The organism is Streptomyces sp. JH34 (assembly GCF_029428875.1).
In the GTDB taxonomy this organism is placed as follows: domain Bacteria; phylum Actinomycetota; class Actinomycetes; order Streptomycetales; family Streptomycetaceae; genus Streptomyces.
Genome location: NZ_JAJSOO010000001.1, coordinates 3,062,327 through 3,085,080, shown reverse-complemented (window position 1 = coordinate 3,085,080; position 22,754 = coordinate 3,062,327). Strand labels below are relative to the sequence as shown.

Sequence of the window (22,754 nt, the reverse complement as noted above, 5' to 3'; positions counted from 1 at the left end):
GGTCGGAATCGTGGAAAACCTGATTGCGCTGCTGGTCGCGGCGCCCCTGCTCGGAGCGGTGGTCCTGCTCTGCGGCGGCCGCCGGCTCGACCGGGCCGGACACTGGATCGGCACGGCGCTCGCCGCCGCGTCCTTCGTCATCGGTGCCGTCCTGTTCACCGACATGCTGGGCAGGGGTGCCGAGGACCGCACCCTGCGCCAGCACCTGTACAGCTGGATCCCCGTCGAGGGTTTCCAGGCCGACGTGGCCTTCCAGCTCGACCAGTTGTCGATGACGTTCGTCCTGCTGATCACGGGTGTGGGCACGCTGATCCACGTCTACTCCGTCGGGTACATGGAGCACGACGAGCGTCGCCGCCGCTTCTTCGGCTACCTGAACCTCTTCCTCGCGGCGATGCTCATCCTGGTCATCGCCGACAACTACCTCCTGCTGTACGTCGGGTGGGAGGGCGTCGGTCTGGCGTCGTACCTGCTCATCGGCTTCTGGCAGCACAAGCCCAGCGCGGCCACCGCAGCGAAGAAGGCCTTCCTGGTCAACCGCGTCGGCGACATGGGCCTGTCCATCGCGATCATGCTGATGTTCACCACCTTCGGCACGTTCGCCTTCGGGCCGGTGTTCGAAGCCACCGGGGACACGAGCGAGGGCAAGCTCACCGCGATCGGCCTGATGCTGCTCCTCGCCGCCTGCGGCAAGTCGGCCCAGGTGCCGCTGCAGTCCTGGCTCGGTGACGCGATGGAGGGCCCGACCCCGGTCTCGGCCCTCATCCACGCCGCCACCATGGTCACCGCCGGCGTCTACCTCATCGTCCGCTCCGGCGCCGTCTTCAACGGGGCGCCCGACGCACAACTGGTCGTCGTGGTCGTGGGTGCCGTCACGCTCCTCTTCGGTGCGATCGTCGGTTGCGCGAAGGACGACATCAAGAAGGCCCTCGCCGGGTCGACGATGTCGCAGATCGGCTACATGATCCTCGCCGCGGGCCTCGGCCCCATCGGTTACGTCTTCGCGATCATGCACCTGGTGACGCACGGCTTCTTCAAGGCCGGGCTCTTCCTCGGCGCCGGTTCGGTCATGCACGGCATGAACGACGAGGTGGACATGCGGAGGTACGGCGGCCTGCGGAAGTTCATGCCGGTCACCTTCGTCACCTTCGGCCTCGGGTACCTCGCGATCATCGGCTTCCCCGGCCTGTCCGGCTTCTTCTCCAAGGACATGATCATCGAGGCGGCCTTCGCCAAGGGCGGCACCGAGGGCTGGATCCTCGGTTCGGTCACGCTGCTGGGCGCCGCGATCACCGCGTTCTACATGACGCGCGTGATGCTGATGACGTTCTTCGGCGAGAAGCGCTGGCAGCCGACTGCATCCGATGGCGGCTCCGCCGCGGGCGAGGGCCACGAGCCCCACCCGCACGAGTCACCGAAGTCCATGACGATCCCGATGATCGTGCTGGCCTTCGGGTCGGTCTTCGCCGGAGGCTTCTTCTCCATCGGCGACCGCTTCCTGCACTGGCTGGAGCCCGTCACCGGACACGACCACGGACACGCCCCGGTCAGCGCCACCACCGTCACCGCCGCCACCATGGTGGTGCTCGTCATCGGTGTCGCCGTCGCCTGGGCCATGTACGGGCGCAGGTCCGTCCCGGCCGTCGCCCCGCGCGGTTCCCTGCTCACCAGGGCGGCCCGGCGGGACCTCCTCCAGGACGACTTCAACCACGTGGTCCTGGTCCGCGGCGGCGAACACCTCACCCGCTCCCTGGTCTACGTCGACCACACCCTGGTCGACGGAGTCGTCAACGGCACGGCCGCCTCGATGGGCGGGCTCTCCGGCCGGCTGCGCAAGCTGCAGAACGGCTACGCCCGCTCCTACGCGGTCTCGATGTTCGGCGGTGCGGCGGTCCTCATCGCCGCGACCCTGCTGATGAGGGCGGTCTGATCACATGTCCTTTCCCCTCCTGACAGCGACGGCGGCGCTCCCGGCGATCGGCGCGATCGCCACCGCCGCCGTCCCGGCCGCACGGCGCACGGCGGCGAAGTGGCTCGCCCTGGCCGTCTCGCTGGCCACACTCGTCCTGGCCGGCATCGTGTTCGCCCGCTTCGAACCGGGCGGTGACCGCTACCAGCTCACCGAGTCGCACGCCTGGATCAAGGACTTCGGCGTCCGTTACGAACTGGGCGTCGACGGCATCGGGGTGGCGCTCCTCGCGCTCACCGCACTGCTGATCCCCTTCGTGATCCTGGCCGGCTGGCACGACGCCGATCCCCTGGAGACGAACAGCTCCCGGTGGCGTCCCACTCAGGGCTTCTTCGCCCTGATCCTGATGGTCGAAGCGATGGTGATCCTGTCCTTCGTGGCCACCGACGTCTTCCTCTTCTACATCCTCTTCGAAGCCATGCTCATCCCGATGTACTTCCTCATCGGAGGCTTCGGGGACCGCGCGCACTCGGGCAGCGACGAGAACGCGGCGGCGCAGCGCAGCTACGCCGCGGTGAAGTTCCTCCTCTACAACCTGGCCGGCGGGCTCATCATGCTGGCCGCCGTCATCGGGCTCTACGTCGTCGCGGGGAGCTTCTCGCTCTCGGAGATCGCCGCGGCGCGGGCCAACGGCTCGCTGGACATGGCGACCTCCACCGAGCGGTGGCTGTTCCTCGGGTTCTTCTTCGCCTTCGCGGTGAAGGCCCCGCTGTGGCCGCTGCACACCTGGCTGCCCAACGCGATGGGGGAGGCGACCACCCCGGTGGCCGTCCTGATCACCGCGGTCGTCGACAAGGTCGGCACCTTCGCGATGCTCCGCTTCTGCCTCCAGCTGTTCCCGGAGGCCAGCAAGTGGGCGACGCCGGTGATCCTCGTCCTGGCGCTGATCTCCATCGTCTACGGCGCCCTGCTCGCCGTCGGCCAGCGCGACATCAAGCGGCTCATCGCCTACGCGTCGATCTCGCACTTCGGCTTCATCGTGCTCGGGATCTTCGCGATGACCAGTCAGGGCCAGTCGGGCGCCACGCTCTACATGGTCAACCACGGTCTCTCGACGGCCGCGCTGATGCTGGTCGCCGGATTCCTGATCACCCGGCGGGGTTCGCGGCTCATCGCCGACTACGGCGGGGTGCAGAAGGTGGCTCCCCTCCTGGCGGGGACCTTCCTCATCGGCGGACTGGCGACGCTCTCGCTGCCGGGCCTCGCCCCGTTCGTCAGTGAGTTCCTGGTCCTGGTCGGTGCGTTCAGCGCGTACCCGGTGGCCGGCATCATCGCCACCGTCGGCATCGTGCTCGCCGCGCTGTACGTCCTCGTCCTCTACCAGCGGACGATGACGGGGCCGGTCAGGGAAGGGATCGGGGGCATGCCCGACCTCAAGGTCCGCGAACTGGCGGTGGCCCTTCCGCTGATCGCCCTGCTGATCTTCCTGGGTGTCTTCCCGCAGCCGCTGACCGACGTGGTCAACCCGGCGGTCCAGCACACCATGCACGACGTACAGAAGAAGGACCCCCAGCCCGAGGTGGAGGCCGCCAAGTGAGCGCAACAGCTGTCCACAGCCTGTGGACGAAGGCGGGCGAGGTGACGACGGCAGCGCCGGGCGACAGGTTCACCGCACCGACCATCGAGTACGCCCAACTGGCACCCGTCCTGATCGTGGTCGGTGCCGCCGTCCTCGGGATCCTGGTGGAGGCGTTCGTCCCGCGACGGGCCCGCTACACCACCCAGGTGTTCCTTACGGTCGTCGCGATCGCGGCGGCGTTCGCCGCGGTGATCGGGCTCGCCGCCGACGGTTACGCCGCGAAGAACGCCCACATCGCGGCCATGGGCGCCATCGCCGTCGACGGACCGGCCCTGTTCCTCCAGGGCACCATCCTGCTCGTCTCGGTGGTCTCCGTCTTCACCTTCGCCGAGCGGCGCCTCGATCCGGCCTCGCACGGCAACCGCGTGGACTCCTTCGCCGCCCAGGCGGGGGCGGTGCCCGGCAGCGACGGGGAGAAGGCCGCGGTCAAGGCCGGTTTCACCACGACCGAGGTCTTCCCGCTGGCCCTCTTCTCCGTGGCGGGCATGCTGGTCTTCCCCGCGGCCAACGACCTGCTGACGCTCTTCGTCGCGCTCGAGGTCTTCTCCCTCCCGCTCTACCTCCTGTGCGCCGTCGCCCGCCGCAAGCGGCTGATGTCACAGGAGGCCGCCGTGAAGTACTTCCTGCTCGGCGCGTTCTCCTCGGCCTTCCTGCTCTTCGGGATCGCCCTGCTCTACGGATACGCGGGAACCGTCTCGTACGCGGGCATCGGAGACGTCGTCGACGGCAGCGTCCAGCAGATCGACCCGGCGCTCGCCTCCACCATGGGCAACGACGCGCTGCTGCTGATCGGCGGGGCGATGATCCTCATGGGCCTGCTCTTCAAGGTCGGCGCCGTCCCGTTCCACATGTGGACCCCGGACGTCTACCAGGGCGCCCCGACCCCGGTCACCGGCTTCATGGCCGCCGCCACCAAGGTCGCCGCCTTCGGTGCGCTGCTGCGCCTGCTCTACGTGGTGCTGCCCGGTCTCACCTGGGACCTGCGCCCCGTCATGTGGGGCGTCGCGATCGTCACGATGCTGGGCGGGGCGATCGTCGCGATCACCCAGACCGACATCAAGCGGCTCCTGGCCTACTCCTCGATCGCCCACGCGGGATTCATCCTCGCGGGTGTCATCGCGGCCAGTCCGGAGGGCATCTCGTCCGTCCTCTTCTACCTGGCCGTGTACTCCTTCGTGACCGTCGGCGCCTTCGCCGTCGTCACCCTGGTGCGGGACGCCGGCGGCGAGGCGACCCATCTGTCGAAGTGGGCCGGTCTCGGCCGGCGCTCGCCGCTGACGGCGGCGGTCTTCGCGGTGTTCCTGCTGTCCTTCGCCGGTATCCCGCTCACCTCGGGCTTCTCCGGCAAGTTCGCCGTCTTCAAGGCGGCGGCGGACGGCGGCGCGAGCGGGCTCGTGGTGGTCGGTGTGATCTCGTCGGCCATCGCCGCGTTCTTCTACATCCGGGTCATCGTCCTGATGTTCTTCAGCGAGCCGCAGGCGGACGGCCCCACGGTCGCCGTCCCGTCCCCGCTGACGATGACCACGATCGCGGTCGGGGTCGCCGTGACCCTGGTGCTCGGCCTGGCCCCGCAGTACTTCCTGGACCTGGCGAGCCAGGCCGGAGTGTTCGTGCGGTAACGAAGGGAACGCGCCGCGGCGCCGGACGGCCTTGGAAAGTCAAGCCCGTCCGGCGTTGTCGTACGCGGCGCCTATGGTTGCTGTAGACGGGTGAAGACGGACGGACGGGCGCGACCATGAGTGTGACGACCGAGAGCGCTGCGCAGCAGACGCTGCACAAGGTCTTCGGGTACGAGGCGTTCCGCGGCGAGCAGGGCGCGGTGATCGAGCACGTCGTCGGGGGCGGCGACGCGGTCGTGCTCATGCCCACCGGTGGCGGCAAGTCCCTCTGCTACCAGATCCCCGCGCTGGTCAGGCCGGGCACCGGCATCGTGATCTCCCCGCTGATCGCCCTCATGCAGGACCAGGTGGACGCCCTGCGCGCCCTCGGCGTCCGCGCGGGCTTCATGAACTCCACGCAGGACTTCGACGAGCGCCGCTCGATGGAGGCCCAGTTCGTCGCCGGTGAGCTCGACGTGCTGTACCTCGCCCCCGAGCGGCTGCGTCTGGACTCGACGCTCTCCCTGCTCGCCCGCGGCGAGATCTCCGTCTTCGCCATCGACGAGGCACACTGCGTCGCCCAGTGGGGCCACGACTTCCGCCCCGACTACCTGGCGCTCTCCGTGCTCGGCGAGCGCTGGCCCGACGTGCCCCGCATCGCGCTGACGGCCACGGCGACCGAGGCCACGCACAAGGAGATCACCCAGCGGCTCGGTATGCCCGAAGCCCGCCACTTCGTGGCCAGCTTCGACCGGCCGAACATCCAGTACCGCATCGTGGGGAAGTCCGACCCGAAGAAGCAGCTGCTCACCTTCCTGAAGGAGGAGCACGCGGGGGACGCGGGCATCGTCTACTGCCTCTCGCGCAACTCCACCGAGAAGACCGCCGAGTACCTCTCCCGCAACGGCGTCGAGGCCGTGCCGTACCACGCGGGCCTGGACGCCTCGACGCGCGCCGCCCACCAGTCGCGCTTCCTGCGCGAGGAGGGCCTGGTCGTCGTCGCGACCATCGCCTTCGGCATGGGCATCGACAAGCCCGACGTCCGCTTCGTGGCCCACCTGGACCTGCCCAAGTCCGTCGAGGGGTACTACCAGGAGACCGGCCGTGCGGGGCGTGACGGGGCGCCGTCGACGGCCTGGATGGCGTACGGACTCCAGGACGTCGTGCAGCAGCGCAAGCTGATCCAGGGCGGCGAGGGCGACGAGGCGTTCCGGCGTCGCGCGGCCTCGCACCTCGACTCGATGCTGGCGCTCTGCGAGACCGTGCAGTGCCGCCGCGTCCAACTCCTGACCTACTTCGGCCAGGAGCCCGGGGAGCAGGTCTGCGGCAACTGCGACACCTGCCTCGCCCCGCCCGAGACCTGGGACGGCACGGTGGTCGCCCAGAAGCTGCTGTCCACCGTGGTCCGGCTGAAGCGCGAGCGGAACCAGAAGTTCGGGGCCGGGCAGATCATCGACATCCTGCTGGGCCGCAAGACGGCCAAGGTCATCCAGTTCGACCACGACCAGCTCTCGGTCTTCGGCATCGGCGAGGAGCTGGCCGAGGCGGAGTGGCGGGGCGTCGTGCGCCAGCTGCTGGCTCAGGGGCTGCTCGCAGTCGAGGGCGAGTACGGCACGCTGGTGCTGACGGAGGCGAGCGGCACCGTGCTCGGCAGGGAGCGCGAGGTGATGCTCCGCAAGGAGCCGAAGCGGCCCACGACCCGGTCGTCGTCGGGCGGCGAGCGCAAGGGCAAGGCCGCAGCGGTGGCGGAGCTGCCTGCGGAGGCCGTACCGGTCTTCGAGGCGCTGCGCGCCTGGCGCGGTGCCCAGGCCAAGGAGCTGGGCCTCCCGGCGTATGTGATCTTCCACGACGCGACGCTGAGGGAGATCGCCGCACTGCGACCCGGTTCCCTCGCGGAGCTGGGAGGCGTCAGCGGGCTCGGCGAGAAGAAGCTGGCGACGTACGGCGAGGGGGTGCTGGAGGTGCTGGCCGGGCTGGGGGACACGGGCCCGTCGGCCGTCGCACCGGAGATGTCCTCGCCGGACGCTTCGCAGAGCCCCGCGCCGGTCCGGGCGTCCGGACCGGCGCCGGTGGCCCGGCCCGCCGCCCGGGTCCCGGACCCTGACCCGGAGTTCGGCTGGGACGAGGAGCCCCCGGAGTTCGACTGATCCTCGGGTGGGCCGCGCTCTCCGGCCCTACCTGTCGGTCGCCCGGCGTCGTGAGACGATCGCGGTCAGGTCGAGATCGACGGGAAAGGGCGTGGACACCTTCATCCGGTCGTGGAAGATCCCGGTCGAGGTGTAGGCGCCGGTGGCGGGCTCCAGCTCGAAGGCGTACACGACCGCCCTGCCGTCCTTGTTCTCCACCCGCCAGTAGTGCGGGATCCTCGCCCGCGCGTACTTCAGGGGCTTGGTCTCCCGGTCCCGGGTGACGGACTCGTCCGACACGACCTCGACAGCGAGCAGCACACTGCTCGCGGGGAACCGTGTCTGCCGCAGACTCTCGACCGCGTCCGCACGTACGACGACGACATCGGGTTCGGGCCGGTTCTGGAAGTCGACGTCGATGGTGAATTCGCGGAAGACTTCGAGCTCAAGCGGTGCGAGCGACTGCAGTTGCCACTTGAGGTAGTCGATCGCACGCTCATGAAACACGGTCTGCGGACTCACGAAAACCAGACTCCCGTCGATCAGCTCCGTGTGCGGAGGCAGATTCGGGAGTGTGTCCAGGTCATCGGCGGTCCAGCCGCCCACGGGCGGGACCGCCCACCGCGGCTCGGGGGCCTCGGGTTCGATGCTCATCAGTGCTCCCATGGGAGGCAGTCTCGCGGGCCTCCTCAGCGTATCCGCAGGGAACGCGATGAGGTCCCCCCGAACGTGTGACCACCTGCCGTAACGCTGACCACCGCGCCCCGCGTCACCGGGGCGCGCCCGCCGCGGACGACCCGCGGGGTCAGTCCCCGCCCCCGCTTCCCCCGCCGTCCCCGCCACCGGTGTGGGACGCCTTGTCCTGGCGCACATTGCGGTGCACGGCTTGCGCCGGCCACTCCTGGCGCACCAGGGCCCGCGTCGCGGCACGCGTGCGGCGGTCGCCGCCCCGCACGACCGCCGGCAGCTCCACCGCCGCCGCCAGCGCCGCGAGCAGCCGGCCCCTGCGGTCGGGGTGACCCGCCGCCCGGGACTCCTCGAAGCGCTGCCGCACCTGTTCCGCCGTGGAGGCGGAGCCCGCCGGGTGGCGGTGGTAGGGGAGCAGGCCGAGGAAGCGGCGGGTCTCCCTGCGCAGGACGCCACGCTCCACCAGGGCGTCCAGATACAGCCCCTCGGCCCGCCGCCCCGCCTGCCGCACCCAGCGCCGGGCCGACGCCCCGGAGAGGAACCCGCCCTTGCCCGGAGGCGGGAGGCTGTGCAGGAACACCGCGAGCAGCGGGTCGGGCGGGTCCAGCGGATTCACGACCACCACCCGGCCCCGTTCCTCGGCGATCCGTCCCTGGAGCTCCAGCTCCGCCAGGGCGGCCCCGGCGATGCCGTACTCCAGGAACCTGCCCCGGCAGTACGGCTTTCCGCGTACGGGGTCCAGGGCGAGCAGCAGCAGTTCCTCGGGGAGCGTGGGGGCGGCGTCGTTCACTGCCGCGCCGTGATCCGGCCCGTGACCTCGCCGAGCCCGACCCGGGTGCCGTGCGGACCGGGCGCCCAGGCGGTCAGGGTCACGGTGTCCCCGTCCTCCAGGAACGTCCGCTTGCCCTCGGCCAGTTCCAGCGGGTCACGGCCGTTCCAGGTGAGCTCGAGCAGGGAGCCGCGCTGAGCGGGCTCCGCACCGCTGACGGTGCCCGAGCCGTACAGGTCGCCCGTGCGCAGCGAGGCACCGTTCACCGTCATCTGCGCCAGCTGCTGGGCCGCGGTCCAGTACATCGAGGAGAACGGAGGCTCGGAGACCGTCTGTCCGTTGATCTCCACCGAGATCCGGATGTCGAAGCCGCCCGGCTCCTCGTCGTCCGCGTCCTCCAGGTACGGGAGCAGGTCCTCGTCACGGGCCGGCGGAGCCGTGCGGGCCGCGTCCAGAGCCTCCAGCGGGGTCACCCACGCCGAGACGGAGGTCGCGAAGGACTTGCCGAGGAACGGGCCCAGCGGCACGTACTCCCAGGCCTGGATGTCCCGCGCTGACCAGTCGTTGAGCAGGGACAGCCCGAAGACGTGCTCACGGAAGTCGCCGAGGGCCACGGGGGACCCCTGCTCCGAGGGGACGCCCACGACGAAGCCGACCTCGGCCTCGATGTCCAGCTTCACCGAGGGGCCGAAGACCGGGACGGGGTCCGACGGCGCCTTGCGCTGCCCGGAGGGGCGCACCACGTCCGTGCCGGAGACGACGACCGTGCCGGCCCGCCCGTGGTAACCGATCGGCAGGTGCTTCCAGTTGGGCGTGAGAGCCGCCCCGTCCGGGCGGAAGATCCGCCCCACGTTGGTGGCGTGGTGCTCGCTGGCGTAGAAGTCGACGTAGTCCGCGACCTCGTACGGCAGGTGCAGGGTCACCGACTCCAGCGGGTGCAGCAGCGGCTCCAGCTCCGGGCGGTGGGAGGGGACCGTCACCCACGCCGTCAGTGCCCGCCGCACGTCCCGCCACGCGGTGCGCCCCGCCGCCAGCAGCGGCATCAGGTTCGGCTGCGCCAGCAGTCTGGCGTACGGCGAACCGAGTGCGTGCGCCGCCGCCCCGGCGTCCAGTACATGTCCGCCGACGCGGACTCCCACCCTTCGGCCCTCGGGGTGTCCGGGGATGGAGAACACACCGTACGGAAGGTTGTGCGGACCGAAGGGATCGCCCTCGGCCAGATCGAGCGGGCTGCCATGCTCGGGCATCTGTCGCTGCCCCTTTCCAGTCGCTTGAGGAACACGGTACGTCGGCGTCGCCGGTCGGCGGCAGTACCTCAAGTAGGCGTAATGCCCGGAAGGTTATGGGATAACCCTGGTCAGCCGGCCGTCCGCGGGATCCGCTTCTCCCAGGTCCGGTGGAAGACGATCTCGTCACCGTCCCTGCACACGACCTCGTTGGAGGTGATGAAGTCGTCCGCGTCCGCGCTCAGCTCCGAGCGGGTCTCGACCCGCACGTCCCAGGACATCTCCGGCCGGTGCAGCCTGATCGTCCAGTCCGAACGGGCCCGGGCCGACAGCGGGTCGTCCTGCTGGACCGTGTACGTCTCCAGGGCGTCCTCGGTGAACTCCAGACCGTCCGGGTAGACACGCGTGCCGCCGTACCGCGGATCGACCTCCAGCCGCCATTCGCCCTTGGCGACGTCACGGACCACCAGGCGCTCCGGGCGCTGCTCGTCGAGCGTGGCCGGATACACGACGCCGAGCGGCTCCGCCTGCTCCGGTTCGCCGAAGGTGATGCCCGGGTCCTCGGTGTGCCGGCGCACCGGGAGCTCGACGAGGCTGCCCTCCGCCTCGAGCGTGAAGCCCGCCGAACCGGCCTGGGGCCAGATCCACGGCCAGTACGAGGAGGAGACGGCGAGCCTGATCCGGTGGCCGGGCGGGAAGGTGTGCCCGACGCCGTTCAGCTCGAAGGTCACGTACTCGGTCTGCCCGACGGGCCAGTCCTCCGCGCGGTCGCGCCCGTGACGGGTGGCGAGGTTGAGGGCCCCGCGCGTCACCAGGGTGGAGGCCCCGTCCGGGGCCACGTCGCAGAGCCGGGCGATCGCCTGGCCGCGCGGTACGTCCATCCGGACCAGGAGGGTCACGCGGGGGCGGCCGAGGATCTCGACGGGGGCGTCCGTGACGGGGAACTCGAAGCACACCGATTTGGCGTCCTCGTCCCGCTGGTCGGGCGGCAGGTCGGCGTCGTTGCCGAACGGGAAGAAGCGGCCCGCGTCCAGCCCGGTCTGCTGCGGTGAACGCACGGTCTGCGGTCCGCCCTCCAGGCCGTACGTGACCGGAGCGACGTTCTCGGACGGCCAGGCCGCGTCGCCGACCCAGCGGCCGGGCAGCGTCTCGTAGACCGTGGCGGGGCGGTGCGAGCCGCTGATCCAGGACCGCAGCAGGGGCTCGTTCATCACCCCGGTGTCCTCGTCCTTGAGGTGCTGGTCCCACCAGCGCAGCGTCTCCTGGAGGAAGCCGATCGCCGGGCCCGGTGGCAGCCCGCGGTCGGGGTACTGGTGCGACCAGGGGCCGATCAGTCCGCGTACCTGCCCGGGGTCCAGGTGCTCGACGAGTCTCAGGACGGTGTCGCGGTAAGGGTCGTGCCAGCCGCCCACCGCCAGGACCTTCGCCCGGATGGCGCCGTAGTCCTCGCAGACGCTGCCGTGCTTCCAGTAGTCGTCGCGGGTCTGGTGGGCCAGCCACGTGTGGATGAGGGGTTCGACCTTCTCCAGCCGCCGCAGCCACATGTCCCGCCAGTCGTCGCCCACGTCGGCCGGGTCCGGGGGCCGCGACACGAAGGCCAGCATGGTGGAGGCCCAGGCGTGCATGTCCACGCCCAGGACGGAGCCGCCCATGTAGTGGACGTCGTTGTCGTAGCGGTCGTCGGCCGAACAGACGGTCACGATCGCCTTCAGGGGCTCCGGTGCGAGCGCGGCGATCTGAAGCGAGTTGAAGCCGCCCCAGGAGATGCCGAACATGCCGACCCGGCCCGAGCACCACTCCTGCTGGGACAGCCAGTTCACGACGGCGACCCCGTCGGCGAGCTCCGTCGCGTCGTACTCGTCGCCCGGCATGCCCTCGCTGTTGCCGTGCCCGCGCACGTCGACCCGCACCGAGGCGTACCCGTGGCCCGCGTACCAGGGGTGGCGCTGCCAGTCGCGCGGCGCCGTCCAGTCGCTGAGCCGGTAGGGCAGGTACTCCAGCAGGGCGGGCACCGGTTCGTCGGTGACCGGCCGCCAGATCCGGGCGTACAGCTGGGTGCCCCCGGCCAGGGGGATGTAGAGGTCCTCGTGGGTGGTCTCGTACGGGAAATCGGTGCGGATGCGCATGGCGGTACCTCAGTGGACGGGGTGCATGGTGCGCTTGAGCCAGGGAGCGGCGGCGATGACGGCCACACCGGCCGCCACCGCGATGGCGCCATTGACACCGAAGTAGGCGGGGTTGGAGACCTCGCCGTAGAGCTTCACGATCTGTGCCTGGATGCCGTTGGCGAGGGCCAGGGACAGGAACCACAGCGCCATCGTCTGGCTGGCGAAGGCCCTGGGGGCGAGCTTCGTGGTGGCGGACATGCCGGAGGTCTCCAGCAGGATGTCGCCCAGGCCGAGCAGCAGGTAGGAGCCGACGATCCACCAGGCGGCCATCTCGTAGGTCCCGTCGGCGTGACCCGAGGTGGGCAGGACCATCAGCAGGAAGGACAGACCGCCGAGGATCACCCCGATCGCGATCTTGTTTGAGGCGTGCGGCTGGCGCGGGCCCATCCTGGCCCACACGGCGGCCACGACGGGCGCCAGCGCGACCTCGAAGGCGCCCAGCGCGGAGGCGTACCAGCTCGCCGGGAAGTGGAAGCCGAAGATCTCCGCACGGGCGTTCGTCGAGGCGAGCAGGATCATGGTCGAGTAGGCCTGGAACAGGATGAAGTTGAAGACGACGGACGCCAGGAACAGCACGACGTACGGCCGTAGCCTGCCGCGCTCCTCCGCGGTGACCCGGGGGCTCCTGAACATCACGGCGAAGTAGACGGCGGGCGCGATCACCGAGACGAGGGTGAGGACGTCGACGAAGCGGTCCATCGTGAGCCGGCCGGCCAGCGCCAGGGCAGTCGCCACCAGGGCGACCACCACGGTTCCGGCCACGATCGTCAGCACGGCCCGGCGCATCGGCCCGGGCGCGAGCGCGTACTCCGCCGCGTGCTTTCGCCCGGCCAGGTGACGCCGGCCGGCGACGTACTGCACCAGGCCGAGCGTCATGCCGAACGCGGCGGCCGAGAACCCCCAGTGCCAGCTCGCGTGCTCACCGAGCCAGCCGGTGACCAGCGGGCCCGCGAAAGCGCCGATGTTGATGCCCATGTAGTACAGCGCGAAGCCCGCGTCGCGGCGGTCGTCCTCGGTGCCGTAGAGCTTGCCGACCATCGAGGCCACGTTGGGCTTGAGCAGCCCTGTGCCCGCGCTGATCAGGCCGAGGCCGACCCAGGTCATCGTGGCCGTCGGCACGGCCATGGCGTAGTGGCCGCAGGCGATGAGGATGCCGCCGTACAGGACGGCACGGTACGAACCGAGGATCCGGTCGGCCAGCCAGCCGCCCGCGACGGACACGAGATAGACGAGGGTGCCGTAGGCGGCGGACACGGACGCCGCGGTACCCGGATCCATCCCCAGACCGCCGTCGGACACCTGGTCGGCGAAGAAGAGGACCAGGATGGCCTGCATCCCGAGGAACGAGAAACGCTCCCAGACCTCCAGTCCGGACAGGGTCATCAGGCCCCGTGGCTGCCCGAAGAACGCGTGATCGTCTCCGGGCGGTGGCAGGGCCGGATCGGCACCGGTCGCGGTGTGGGACAAAACGACAACTCCTGATCGTATGAGCTGATGCCGAACATACCGGCGGTGGCGGGAAGGCGCCCACGGTGATCCAAAGGGGACCGGATACGCTGACTCGAGTGAGGACAGCGACACATCGACATTCCGTGTGATCGTCAGCAGACAGGAGATCCCCTCGTGACCGTCGTCGGGCCGTTCGGACTGAGCGTGCGGGACCAGGCTCTTGAGGCCGATGTCCAGGCCGGTTTGGCCGCTGTCGAGGCGGGGCTGCTGGATGCCACCAAAAGTGAGGTCCCGTTCATCACGGAGGCCGCGCAGCACCTCGTCAGTGCGGGGGGCAAGCGTTTCCGGCCCCTGCTCGTGATGCTCGCGGCCCAGTTCGGTGACCCCGACGCACCCGGCGTCGTCCCCTCCGCCGTGGTCGTCGAGCTGACGCACCTGGCGACGCTGTACCACGACGACGTGATGGACGAGGCGGACGTACGCCGCGGGGTGGACAGCGCCAACACCCGCTGGGGCAACTCCGTAGCCGTCCTGACGGGCGACTTCCTCTTCGCCCGGGCCTCGCACATCCTGGCCGACCTCGGCCCGGAGGCCGTCCGCATCCAGGCGCAGGCGTTCGAGCGCCTGGTCACCGGTCAGATCCTGGAGACCGCGGGCCCGCGCGACGGACGAGACCCCGTCGACCACTACATGGACGTGCTGGGCGGCAAGACCGGCTCGCTGGTCGCCGTGTCCGGCAGGTTCGGCGCCCTGATGGCGGGGGCCGACGACTCGGTCGTCGACATCCTCACCCAGTACGGCGAACGCCTCGGCATCGCCTTCCAGCTCGCCGACGACGTCCTCGACATCGCCAGCGACTCACACGAGTCGGGCAAGACACCCGGCACCGACCTGCGCGAGGGCATCCCGACCCTCCCGGTCCTCCACCTGCGCGCGCGTGCCGCGGCCGACGGCAGCCCGGAGGACAAGGAGCTCGTGGAACTGCTCGACGGCGACCTCGCCGACGACGCCCGGCTCGCGGAGGCGCTGCGCCGGCTCCGCGCCCACCCCGCGCTCGAACAGGCACGGCGCGACACCGTCCGGTACGCCCAGGAGGCACGGGCGACGCTGGCACCGCTGCCCGAGTGCTACGCGAAGGCCGCGCTCGAAGAGCTGTGCGACGCCGTGGTGCACCGGGCGGGCTGACGCCCGGACGCCCCGCCGCCGTCCGGCGAATCCTCGGGCCCCCGGTCGGCCCACAGCCGTCCGCCGAACCCCTAGGGGCTCGGCGGGCCCCCAACCCCCGGGGTCATCCCGGAGAGGTACGCACAGTTGCTCCCGAGGACTGACGCTTGTCCTCGCCCGATTTGGTCAGATGGATGACAACCACTCCTGACCACATCGGGTGAGAATGGCGGCGGGGAGTGGACGAGTGCAACGGGATGGCAGCCGCCGACCACGGAGGTAGAGCACACATGGCACCGAACGACAGCGCGGAGACCAACGAGGCCACGGGCACTGTCGTGGGCCGCCGTAAGGCGGCGCGCTACATCGTCCCGTTCGCTGTGGCGGGGGTGGCGGCGGCGACGATCGGACTCGTCCCCGCGCTCGCGGACTCCGGCGACCCGGACCTCCCGGACATCACCGCGCAGGAACTCATCGAGAAGATCGCCGCGTCGGACGAGCAGCAGCTCTCCGGCACGGTGAAGGTCAGCACCGACCTCGGGATCCCGTCGCTCGGCGGACTCGCGGGCTCCTTCGCGCCGGGCGCGGGACCGGCGGAGTCGAGTGCGGCCCCCGAGAGCAAGCTGATGGACCTCGCCTCGGGGACGCACACCCTCCGGGTCGCGGTCGACGGCCCCGAGAAGCAGCGACTCTCGATCCTCGGCGAGGGCTCGGAGTACAGCCTCGTCCACAACGGGGACGACGTCTGGGGCTACGACAGCGCGAGCGACGAGGTCTACCACGCGGAGTCCGGGGGGAACGAGCGCGCGGGCGGCAAGGCCGACAAGGCGCCGAAGGGCGTTCCGGGAACCCCGAAGGAGCTCGCCGAGGAGGCCCTCGCCGCCGCGGACGACACCACGTCCGTCACGGTCGACGGCACGGCGCAGGTGGCCGGGCGCGACGCCTACAAACTCGTGATCAAGCCGAAGCAGTCCGGTTCCACGATCGGCTCCGTCACGGTCGCGGTCGACGCGTCGACCGGTGTACCGCTGAAGTTCACGCTTGCCCCGAGCAGCGGCGGCAAGGCCGCGGTCGACGCGGGCTTCACCCAGGTCGACTTCGCGAAGCCCGACGCCTCCTCCTTCTCCTTCACCCCGCCCAAGGGTGCCAAGGTGACCGAGGCCGACGAGATGCAGGCCGAGGCCGAGAAGAAGGGCGCCGCGGACAAGGCGCGGAAGGACCTGGGCGCGCTGGAGGACTTCCAGGGCCTCAACGTCATCGGCAAGGGCTGGAACGCCGTCGCCGAAATCGACGTCCCGGGCGGGGCGGGCCTCCCCGCCACGGGCTCCGGCGACGTACCGGCGCAGGCGCAGCAGTTCCTGGACGCCCTCGGCGACAAGGTCACCGGCGACTTCGGATCGGGCACGGTCTTCAAGACGCGCCTGGTCAACGCCCTGCTGACGGACGACGGCAAGGTCTACGTCGGCGCGGTCACGAAGGACGCGCTGGTGAAGGCGGCCGACGCCGCCAAGTAGACGCGCAGATGACGGCGGCCGACACCGCCGAGCAGGACGCACCACACGCCCCGCCCCGTCGTACGCTCCGTACGGCGGGGCGGTTCGTGCGACAGGCAGCCCCGTCGGGCACGGGGCGCCGGACACGGCGGGACAGGACCGGGAGTGCGCATGACCGACACGGCGGCAGCGACGGCGGGGCCCGGGACCGGGCCGGAGCAGGGCACGGTGATCGCGACGCGCGGGCTCACCAAGCGCTACCGGGGCGGGCAGTTGGCCGTCGACGGCCTCGACCTCGCAGTCCCCTCCGGCAGCGTCTTCGGCTTCCTGGGACCCAACGGCTCCGGCAAGACCACCACCATCCGGATGCTCATGGGGCTCATCGACCCGACCTCCGGCACCGCACACGTCCTGGGCCGTCCCATGCCGGCAGCCGCCCGCACGGTGCTCCCCCAGGTCGGCGCGCTCATCGAAGGGCCCGCGCTGTACGGGTTCCTGACGGGTCGCGACAACCTCGTGCGCTTCGACTCCGCCGACCCGTCGTCCGATCCGCGCACCCGGCGCGCACGCGTCGGCGACGCCCTCGACCGGGTCGGGCTCGCCACGGCGGCGGGCAGGAAGGCCAAGGCGTACTCGCTCGGGATGAAGCAGCGCCTCGGACTGGCCGCCGCTCTCCTCCGGCCGCGCCGGCTGCTCGTGCTGGACGAACCGACCAACGGCCTCGACCCGCAGGGCATGCGTGAGATCCGCTCCCTGGTGCGGGAGCTCGCGGCCGAGGGCACCACCGTCTTCCTCTCCTCCCACCTCCTCGACGAGATCGAACAGGTCTGCACCCACGCGGCGGTGATGGCCCGCGGCCGGCTCCTCGTCCAGGGCCCGGTCGCCGCCCTGGCCTCGGGAGCCCGGGGCCGGCTCGGCGTGACCACCCCGGACCCCGGCGCCGCGGCCGGCATCCTCGCGGCACACGGGGCGACGGGCCTCGTGACCGAGGGGGACAGGGTGAGCGCCGACGCGCCACCGGGCGAGGTGGAACTCGCGGAGCTCAGCGCCGCCCTGGTGCACGGCGGCGTCCGCGTACGCGCCTTCGGCGTCGAGAGGGCCTCGCTGGAGGACGCCTTCGTCGCACTCACCGGAGAGGGATTCGATGTCGCAGGCTGAACTCACCGCGGTCTCCGCGCCCCGCACACCGCGCCGGGCGCTGTGGACCCTCGGGCTCCTCCGCTCCGAGCTGACCACCATGTTCCGCCGGTGGCGCACCCTGGCCCTGCTCGGAGTGCTGGCGGCCGTTCCCGTCCTCATCGGGATCGCCGTCCGGATCGAGACGGGCGACGGCTCGCGGGGCGGGCCCGGCGGCGGGAGCGGCCCCGCCTTCCTCCCGCAGATCACCGGCAACGGTCTGTTCCTGGTCTTCGCCGCTCTCTCAGCGACCCTCCCGGTCTTCCTCCCGATGGCGGTCGGCGTCATCGCGGGGGACTCCGTCGCGGGCGAGGCGAGCGGCGGCACCCTGCGCTACCTGCTGGTGGCACCGGCGGGCCGCACCCGGCTGCTGCTCGCGAAGTACGCCTCCGTACTGACGTTCTGCCTGGCCGCCACCCTTGTCGTGGCGGCCTCGGCGCTGGCGGTCGGGGCGCTTCTTTTTCCCGTCGGGGAGGTCACGACGATCTCGGGGACGAGGATCGGCTTCGGCGAAGGACTGCTGCGGGCCCTGCTCGTCGCGGTCGCGGTGGCGGCTTCCCTCGTGGGCTTCGCGGCACTGGGCCTCTTCGTCTCGACCCTCACCGACAGCGGTGTCGCGGCGATGGCGGCCACCGTCGGGGTGCTGATCACCGTCCAGATCCTGGACACGATGCCGCAGCTCGAAGGGATCCACCCGTATCTCTTCCCGCACTACTGGATGTCCTTCACGGACCTGCTGCGCGAGCCGGTCTACCGGGACGAGATCGTCAGTAACCTGGGCCTGCAGGCGCTGTACGCAGCGGTGTTCGGCTCTGCGGCCTGGGCGCGCCTCACCACGAAGGACATCAGCGTCTGAGGGGTCCGGCACCGGCCGTCCGTACCGTCGGCCGGTCGAGCCGTCCCCCGATCGGCTCGTCGCGGCACGAACGGCACGAACGGTGTGCTGCACGGAACGTCACGACACGGTACGTTCCGTTTCCAGCCTGGTCATTGTTCGACTTTTGGCGACGACCTGTCAACAAGCGGTGGGGAGAATCCCCCTATGCTCACCGAATGATCACATCGCCGAGTTCCCTGCGTCGCAGCGAGAGGTCACGACGGGCGACGCTGGACGCCGCCCTGGAGCTCTGTACGGAGAAGGGGTACGGCCGGGTCACCGTCGAGGCGATCGCCGCCCGCGCCGGCGTGAGCAAGAAGACGATCTACCGCTGGTGGCCGTCCAAGGGCGCGGTGATGCTGGAGGCCTTCGCCGAGATGCTCGCCGGTGCCACGCCGTTCGTCGACACCGGTGAGATCGAGGCCGATCTGCGGACGCACGTCAACGGTCTCGTGAGGCTGATCTCGACACCGCCGTACGGGCCTGCCTACAGCGGGATCCTGTCGGAGATGCACCACGACGACGACCTCGCGAAGGCCGTCCGTGAACAGCTGGTCGGCCCACGCGTCGAGGCGGCCGTGGGGCGCCTGCGCCGGGCCCAGGGCCAGGGGCAGATACCGGAGGGCGCCGACCTCCCGCTCGCGGTGGAGATGCTCTACGGCCCGGTCTACTACCGCCATGTACTGCGCAAGCCGGCCCAGGACGAGGCGACGGTCGCCGCGCTGGTCGCCCACGTGCTCCGGTCCCTGTCCGCCGGGTCCGCCGGTTCCGCCGGTTCCGCCGGTTCCGCCGGTTCCGCCGGGTCCGCCGGTTCCGCCGCGGAGGAGCGTGCTCCGGCGGGCGGAGCGGGTGAGGGTCCGGGGCGTCCGGGGCCGGGTGGTGCCCCCGCGCCGGGGCACGTCAGCTGAAGTGGTCCGTGCCCGGGCGAGGTCCGTGGTGCCGGACGTACGTCCTCGGGTGGGGAGCCGTTCGACGGCCGTACTCCTCAGGCGAACAGCCGCTCCAGGACCACCGCGACGCCGTCCGCCTCGTTCGAGAGTGTGATCTCGTCCGCCTCCGCCCGCAGTTCCGGGTGTGCGCCGGCCATCGCCACCCGGTGTCCCGAGCGGCGGAACATGGGCAGGTCGTTGGGCATGTCCCCGAACGCCACCGCTCCCGCGGGGTCGCGGCCCAGCAGCCCGGCGGCCAGCGCGATCCCGGTTCCCTTGTCCACGCCGTACGGCGCCAGTTCCACCGTGCCGGGACCCGCCATCGTGACGGACGCCAGGTCGCCCACCGCCCCGCGGGCGGCGGAGGCCAGTTCGTCGTCCGTGAGCGCGGGATGGCGTATCAGGACCTTGATGACCGGCGCTGCCCACAGGTCCGCGCGACGCCCGGCACGCCGGGCGGGGAGCGAGGGATGCGGCATGCGGTAACCCGGCTCGATGAGGGTCCGGCCGTCGGGGCCGTCCTGGTCCACGGCGGCGAAGACCTGCCCCACCTCGGCCTCGATCTTGCCGAGCGCGGTGTCGGCCAGGTCCCGGTCCAGGGTCACCGAGTTCACCATGCGGGCCGACCCGGCGTCGTACACCTGCGCGCCCTGCCCGCAAACCGCGAGGCCGTCGTAGCCGAGGTCCGCGAGCAGGGCGCGTATGCCGGGCACCGGCCGGCCCGTGACGATCAGGTGCTGTGCTCCGGCCGACGCGGCACGGGTGAGGGCCGCGCGGGAGCGGGGGCTCACGGAGTCGTCGGAACGCAGCAGTGTGCCGTCCAGATCCGTGGCGACGAGGGTGTATGCGGCGGGTGGCGTGAACATGTGGTCAGCCTAGAGAGATCGCCTTTCAGCCGTACGCCGCTGACCTGCGAGGACGGTCCGACGCTCAGTGGACGCAGAACTCGTTGCCCTCCGGGTCCAGGAGCACCTGCCACGATCCGCCCGGCTGCTCGACGACGCGCAGCACGCCGGCGCCGAGCTCCACCAGCCGTTCCACCTCGGCCTCGCGCTGTCCGGGAGCGGTGTGCACGTCCAGATGGAGGCGGTTCTTCACCGTCTTGGGCTCCGTCACGCGCTGGAAGAGCAGCCGGCGCCCGAGGCCGGTCCCGCTCTTCGGGTCGTACGGATCGTCCGGGTGCCGCACCGCGGCGAGATCGCGCCAGGCGCGATGTCCGTGGGGCTCGACGGTGGCGGCCTCGGTCACGACTCCCGCGCCGAGCAGTTCCTCGATCAGGACGCTGTTGTCCTCCACGACGTAGCCGAGGGCCTCGGCCCAGAAGTCGGCCTGGGCATGCGGGTCGTTGGCATCGATGACGACCTTCCAGTGCAGAGTCATGAAAACCGTTTGTACTGGTTGTCCGACCGCTGCGGCAACGGGCGCGCCGGGACCGGTCCGTCCGTCATCGGGGCGGGCAGGCCGCGCAGACGTGGCCGCCGCACGCGGTGAGGAGCTCCCCGGCCGCCGCGCTCACCGCCGGGTCGCCGTCCGCGGTCAGCCGCTCGGCCGTCGTCCGGCCGGCGAGGACCGCGAGATGCGCGTCCCTGGTCCACTCAGGGTGGTGCGCGTGGCCGTGGGCGAGGATGGTCCCCAGCAGGCCGAGCACGCCCGCGCGGTCCCTCACGGTCTCCATGGCGGCGAGTTCCCACAGGAAGGGCACCGCGGCGACCGTCGCGTCGAACACGGCCAGGGCGGCGATCCACTGACCCAGATCGCTCAGCGCGTCCTCGGCGGACTCGGTGTCGCCCCAGGCTATGCGCGACAGCATCCCGGGGACCTGGGACGCGGAGCCCTGGGCATGGCGCAGCTCATGCCACTGAACGTGCCTCATGTCCTTCAGGATCGTCCCCATCCGCGCACTCAATCAGCCTTTGCGGGTGCCGTCCACCATGCCTGCCCCACACATCCGGTCCGCCTCCCGGGCCCTGTCCAGCACGGCCAGATACCGGAGTGCGGCACCGTGGTCCTCCGCGTCCGCGATCAGCCCCACGTGGTTGTCGGGCCGGATCACGACGACGGTGTCCCCGGTGACGCCATATGCCGTGCGGGCGTGTCCGTCCCGGTCGTGCAGTGCCCCGGGCAGAGGGGAGGCGGGGGCGGTCCCCGCGTCGTACACCCGGAAGGCCCGCACGATGCCGTCGTGGGCTGCGGCTGCCTCCCGGAGCACGTGTTCCGTTCCCGGGCCGAAGCCCAGCACGGTGATGTGCGGGCCGGCCAGGACACGGAAGAGGCGGGTGGGCGTGCCGGTGCCCGCGTCGGTACAGGGGGCGTCCGGGGCGCGGTCGCCGGACCGTAGGCCCCGGTGGCCCCCGGGGCGGGCGAGGGAACTCCACCGGTAGCCCTGGTCGAGTCCCGTCGTCGACGGGGTGACCGCGGTGTCGAGTCCGCCGCCCGGCTTCCTGATCGCCTCCAGCGTCGCCCGGAGCCGCTCCGAGGCGAGGTCCAGCGTCCAGGCGGCGACCGGCAGCCGTTCCTCCTCGTAGGTGTCCAGCAGCTCGTCCCCGGCCCGCCCCCGCAGCACCTGGGCGAGCTTCCAGCCGAGGTTGAACGCGTCCTGGATGCCGGTGTTCATGCCCAGCCCGCCCGCGATCGCGTGCACATGGGCCGCGTCCCCGGCGAGGAGGACCCGGCCGAGCCGGTAGCGGTCCGCCATGCGCACGTTGACGCGGTACGTCGAGAGGAGGGTCGCGCCGGTGAGGTGAGCGGAGGGAAGCCGGGTGTGCCGGGCGAAGAGCCGCCGGAAGCCCTCCAGGGAGGGGGCGAGTGGCCGCCCGTCCCCGTCCCGCTCCGGGCCCGACTGGAACCACCAGCCCGTCTGTGTACCGGGTATCGGGCAGAGCATGACGGCCCCGTCCTCGTCGAACCACTGGTGCCAGATGCCCCGGTCGAGGACGCCGGGGGTGATCTCGACGTCGCCGCAGACCATCTGCTGTGCCTCGTCCGTCTCGCCGTCGAACGGGATGCCGAGCAGCTTCCGCACGCGGCTGCGGGCGCCGTCGCACCCCACCACGTAGCGCGCGTCCGCGCCGGAGCCGTCAGCGAGGGCGACGGCCACCGAGGCGCCTCGGTCGGTGAGGCCCACGACCTCGGTGCCCGTCTCCACGGTCACGCCGAAACCCGCGAGCCGGTCGCGCAGGATCTCCTCCAGCCGCCACTGGGCGACGAGCCTGCCCCGGTCGTAGGGCGCGTCCGGCGTCGGTGAGGAACCGGCATACGGGTCGGCGTCGGAGACCGGCACGCCGTCGCGGTACTTGCGCATCGGTAGCGGCGCCGAACCCGCCGCCAGCACCGCCTCGACGACACCCAGGTCCTCCAGGACCTCCAGGGAACGGGGATTGGGCCCCTTGGCGCGCGAGCTGCGCGGGTACTCCGGCGACTTGTCCACGACCCGGACGCCGATGCCGCGCCTGGCCAGATCGCAGGCCAGTGTCAGTCCCGTCGGGCCCGCGCCCACGATGAGTACGTCGGTCATGCCTGCTCCTCGGTCAGCGCGTCCTGAGGA

17 protein-coding genes and 1 pseudogene are annotated in these 22,754 nt (G+C 71.2%); 9 read left to right on the top strand and 9 right to left on the bottom strand.

Translation table 11 applies throughout. The features are described from left to right. The first annotated feature begins 10 nt into the window (after positions 1 to 10). The 4 genes from nuoL to recQ all read left to right on the top strand — a co-directional run bounded on the left by nuoL (position 11) and on the right by recQ (position 7,293). On the top strand, positions 11 to 1,930 hold the full coding sequence (gene nuoL, locus LWJ43_RS13485; protein WP_277332499.1) for an NADH-quinone oxidoreductase subunit L: 1,920 nt from the start codon (positions 11 to 13) through the stop codon (positions 1,928 to 1,930). Between the two features lie 4 nt (positions 1,931 to 1,934). Further along, a complete protein-coding gene (locus LWJ43_RS13480) occupies positions 1,935 to 3,506 on the top strand; it encodes an NADH-quinone oxidoreductase subunit M (RefSeq protein ID WP_277332498.1) in 1,572 nt (523 codons plus the stop codon). Next, entirely contained in the window at positions 3,503 to 5,167 is a 1,665-nt protein-coding gene (nuoN, locus tag LWJ43_RS13475; protein ID WP_277332497.1) for an NADH-quinone oxidoreductase subunit NuoN, read from the top strand. The genes LWJ43_RS13480 and nuoN overlap by 4 nt, the downstream gene beginning before the upstream one ends. A gap of 116 nt (positions 5,168 to 5,283) precedes the next feature. Next, positions 5,284 to 7,293 (top strand): DNA helicase RecQ, encoded by a 2,010-nt coding sequence (recQ, locus tag LWJ43_RS13470; protein WP_277332496.1) that lies wholly within the window; start codon positions 5,284 to 5,286, stop codon positions 7,291 to 7,293. 27 nt (positions 7,294 to 7,320) lie between these two features. Here the strand turns inward: recQ and LWJ43_RS13465 are convergent, their stop codons facing one another. The 5 genes from LWJ43_RS13465 to LWJ43_RS13445 form a co-directional block, all read right to left on the bottom strand. Continuing rightward, positions 7,321 to 7,926, bottom strand: a complete 606-nt coding sequence (locus LWJ43_RS13465) for a Uma2 family endonuclease (RefSeq protein WP_277332495.1) — start codon at positions 7,924 to 7,926, stop codon at positions 7,321 to 7,323. A gap of 151 nt (positions 7,927 to 8,077) precedes the next feature. After that, positions 8,078 to 8,749, bottom strand: coding sequence for a GOLPH3/VPS74 family protein (locus LWJ43_RS13460; protein ID WP_277332494.1), 672 nt, complete (start codon positions 8,747 to 8,749; stop codon positions 8,078 to 8,080). Next, entirely contained in the window at positions 8,746 to 9,975 is a 1,230-nt protein-coding gene (fahA, locus tag LWJ43_RS13455) for a fumarylacetoacetase (RefSeq protein WP_277332493.1), read from the bottom strand. The genes LWJ43_RS13460 and fahA overlap by 4 nt, the downstream gene beginning before the upstream one ends. A 110-nt stretch (positions 9,976 to 10,085) precedes the next feature. Continuing rightward, positions 10,086 to 12,080, bottom strand: coding sequence for a CocE/NonD family hydrolase (locus LWJ43_RS13450; RefSeq protein WP_277332492.1), 1,995 nt, complete (start codon positions 12,078 to 12,080; stop codon positions 10,086 to 10,088). Between the two features lie 9 nt (positions 12,081 to 12,089). Beyond that, complete coding sequence (locus tag LWJ43_RS13445; RefSeq protein ID WP_277332491.1) at positions 12,090 to 13,589, bottom strand: peptide MFS transporter; 1,500 nt, start codon at positions 13,587 to 13,589, stop codon at positions 12,090 to 12,092. Positions 13,590 to 13,745: 156 nt separating this feature from the next. Here LWJ43_RS13445 and LWJ43_RS13440 point away from each other — a divergent pair, with 156 nt between their 5' ends. From LWJ43_RS13440 to LWJ43_RS13420, 5 genes and pseudogenes are all read left to right on the top strand, one after another. Then, positions 13,746 to 14,756, top strand: a complete 1,011-nt coding sequence (locus LWJ43_RS13440) for a polyprenyl synthetase family protein (RefSeq protein WP_277332490.1) — start codon at positions 13,746 to 13,748, stop codon at positions 14,754 to 14,756. Positions 14,757 to 15,025: 269 nt separating this feature from the next. Beyond that, positions 15,026 to 16,249, top strand: a complete 1,224-nt coding sequence (locus tag LWJ43_RS13435; protein WP_277332489.1) for a LolA family protein — start codon at positions 15,026 to 15,028, stop codon at positions 16,247 to 16,249. Positions 16,250 to 16,399: 150 nt separating this feature from the next. Further along, positions 16,400 to 17,386 carry an ABC transporter ATP-binding protein gene (locus LWJ43_RS13430; RefSeq protein ID WP_277332488.1) on the top strand — a complete coding sequence of 329 codons (987 nt, stop codon included), beginning with the start codon at positions 16,400 to 16,402 and terminating at the stop codon, positions 17,384 to 17,386. Continuing rightward, entirely contained in the window at positions 17,373 to 18,260 is an 888-nt protein-coding gene (locus LWJ43_RS13425) for an ABC transporter permease (protein WP_277332487.1), read from the top strand. The genes LWJ43_RS13430 and LWJ43_RS13425 overlap by 14 nt, the downstream gene beginning before the upstream one ends. 197 nt (positions 18,261 to 18,457) lie before the next feature. Then, positions 18,458 to 19,036 (top strand): annotated as a pseudogene (locus tag LWJ43_RS13420) (TetR/AcrR family transcriptional regulator); the annotation flags it as partial. A 230-nt stretch (positions 19,037 to 19,266) separates the two neighbouring features. On the opposite strand, the gene LWJ43_RS13415 reads toward LWJ43_RS13420, so the two are convergent. The 4 genes from LWJ43_RS13415 to LWJ43_RS13400 form a co-directional block, all read right to left on the bottom strand. Further along, positions 19,267 to 20,076 carry an HAD family hydrolase gene (locus LWJ43_RS13415; RefSeq protein WP_277332486.1) on the bottom strand — a complete coding sequence of 270 codons (810 nt, stop codon included), beginning with the start codon at positions 20,074 to 20,076 and terminating at the stop codon, positions 19,267 to 19,269. Positions 20,077 to 20,140: 64 nt separating this feature from the next. Beyond that, on the bottom strand, positions 20,141 to 20,590 hold the full coding sequence (locus tag LWJ43_RS13410; protein WP_277332485.1) for a VOC family protein: 450 nt from the start codon (positions 20,588 to 20,590) through the stop codon (positions 20,141 to 20,143). A gap of 64 nt (positions 20,591 to 20,654) precedes the next feature. Further along, positions 20,655 to 21,104 (bottom strand): hypothetical protein, encoded by a 450-nt coding sequence (locus LWJ43_RS13405; protein WP_277332484.1) that lies wholly within the window; start codon positions 21,102 to 21,104, stop codon positions 20,655 to 20,657. Between the two features lie 12 nt (positions 21,105 to 21,116). Further along, complete coding sequence (locus tag LWJ43_RS13400) at positions 21,117 to 22,724, bottom strand: FAD-dependent monooxygenase (RefSeq protein WP_277332483.1); 1,608 nt, start codon at positions 22,722 to 22,724, stop codon at positions 21,117 to 21,119. Positions 22,725 to 22,754 lie beyond the last annotated feature (30 nt).

What these genes read in the sequence shown, in the direction of transcription:
- LWJ43_RS13480 (WP_277332498.1), top strand. Translation starts at nt 1,935, where the DNA reads ATGTCCTTTCCCCTCCTGACAGCGACGGCGGCGCTCCCGGCGATCGGC.
- recQ (WP_277332496.1), top strand. Translation starts at nt 5,284, where the DNA reads ATGAGTGTGACGACCGAGAGCGCTGCGCAGCAGACGCTGCACAAGGTC.
- LWJ43_RS13465 (WP_277332495.1), bottom strand. Translation starts at nt 7,926, where the DNA reads ATGAGCATCGAACCCGAGGCCCCCGAGCCGCGGTGGGCGGTCCCGCCC.
- fahA (WP_277332493.1), bottom strand. Translation starts at nt 9,975, where the DNA reads ATGCCCGAGCATGGCAGCCCGCTCGATCTGGCCGAGGGCGATCCCTTC.
- LWJ43_RS13450 (WP_277332492.1), bottom strand. Translation starts at nt 12,080, where the DNA reads ATGCGCATCCGCACCGATTTCCCGTACGAGACCACCCACGAGGACCTC.
- LWJ43_RS13435 (WP_277332489.1), top strand. Translation starts at nt 15,026, where the DNA reads ATGGCACCGAACGACAGCGCGGAGACCAACGAGGCCACGGGCACTGTC.
- LWJ43_RS13430 (WP_277332488.1), top strand. Translation starts at nt 16,400, where the DNA reads ATGACCGACACGGCGGCAGCGACGGCGGGGCCCGGGACCGGGCCGGAG.
- LWJ43_RS13425 (WP_277332487.1), top strand. Translation starts at nt 17,373, where the DNA reads ATGTCGCAGGCTGAACTCACCGCGGTCTCCGCGCCCCGCACACCGCGC.
- LWJ43_RS13415 (WP_277332486.1), bottom strand. Translation starts at nt 20,076, where the DNA reads ATGTTCACGCCACCCGCCGCATACACCCTCGTCGCCACGGATCTGGAC.
- LWJ43_RS13410 (WP_277332485.1), bottom strand. Translation starts at nt 20,590, where the DNA reads ATGACTCTGCACTGGAAGGTCGTCATCGATGCCAACGACCCGCATGCC.
- LWJ43_RS13405 (WP_277332484.1), bottom strand. Translation starts at nt 21,104, where the DNA reads ATGGGGACGATCCTGAAGGACATGAGGCACGTTCAGTGGCATGAGCTG.
- LWJ43_RS13400 (WP_277332483.1), bottom strand. Translation starts at nt 22,724, where the DNA reads ATGACCGACGTACTCATCGTGGGCGCGGGCCCGACGGGACTGACACTG.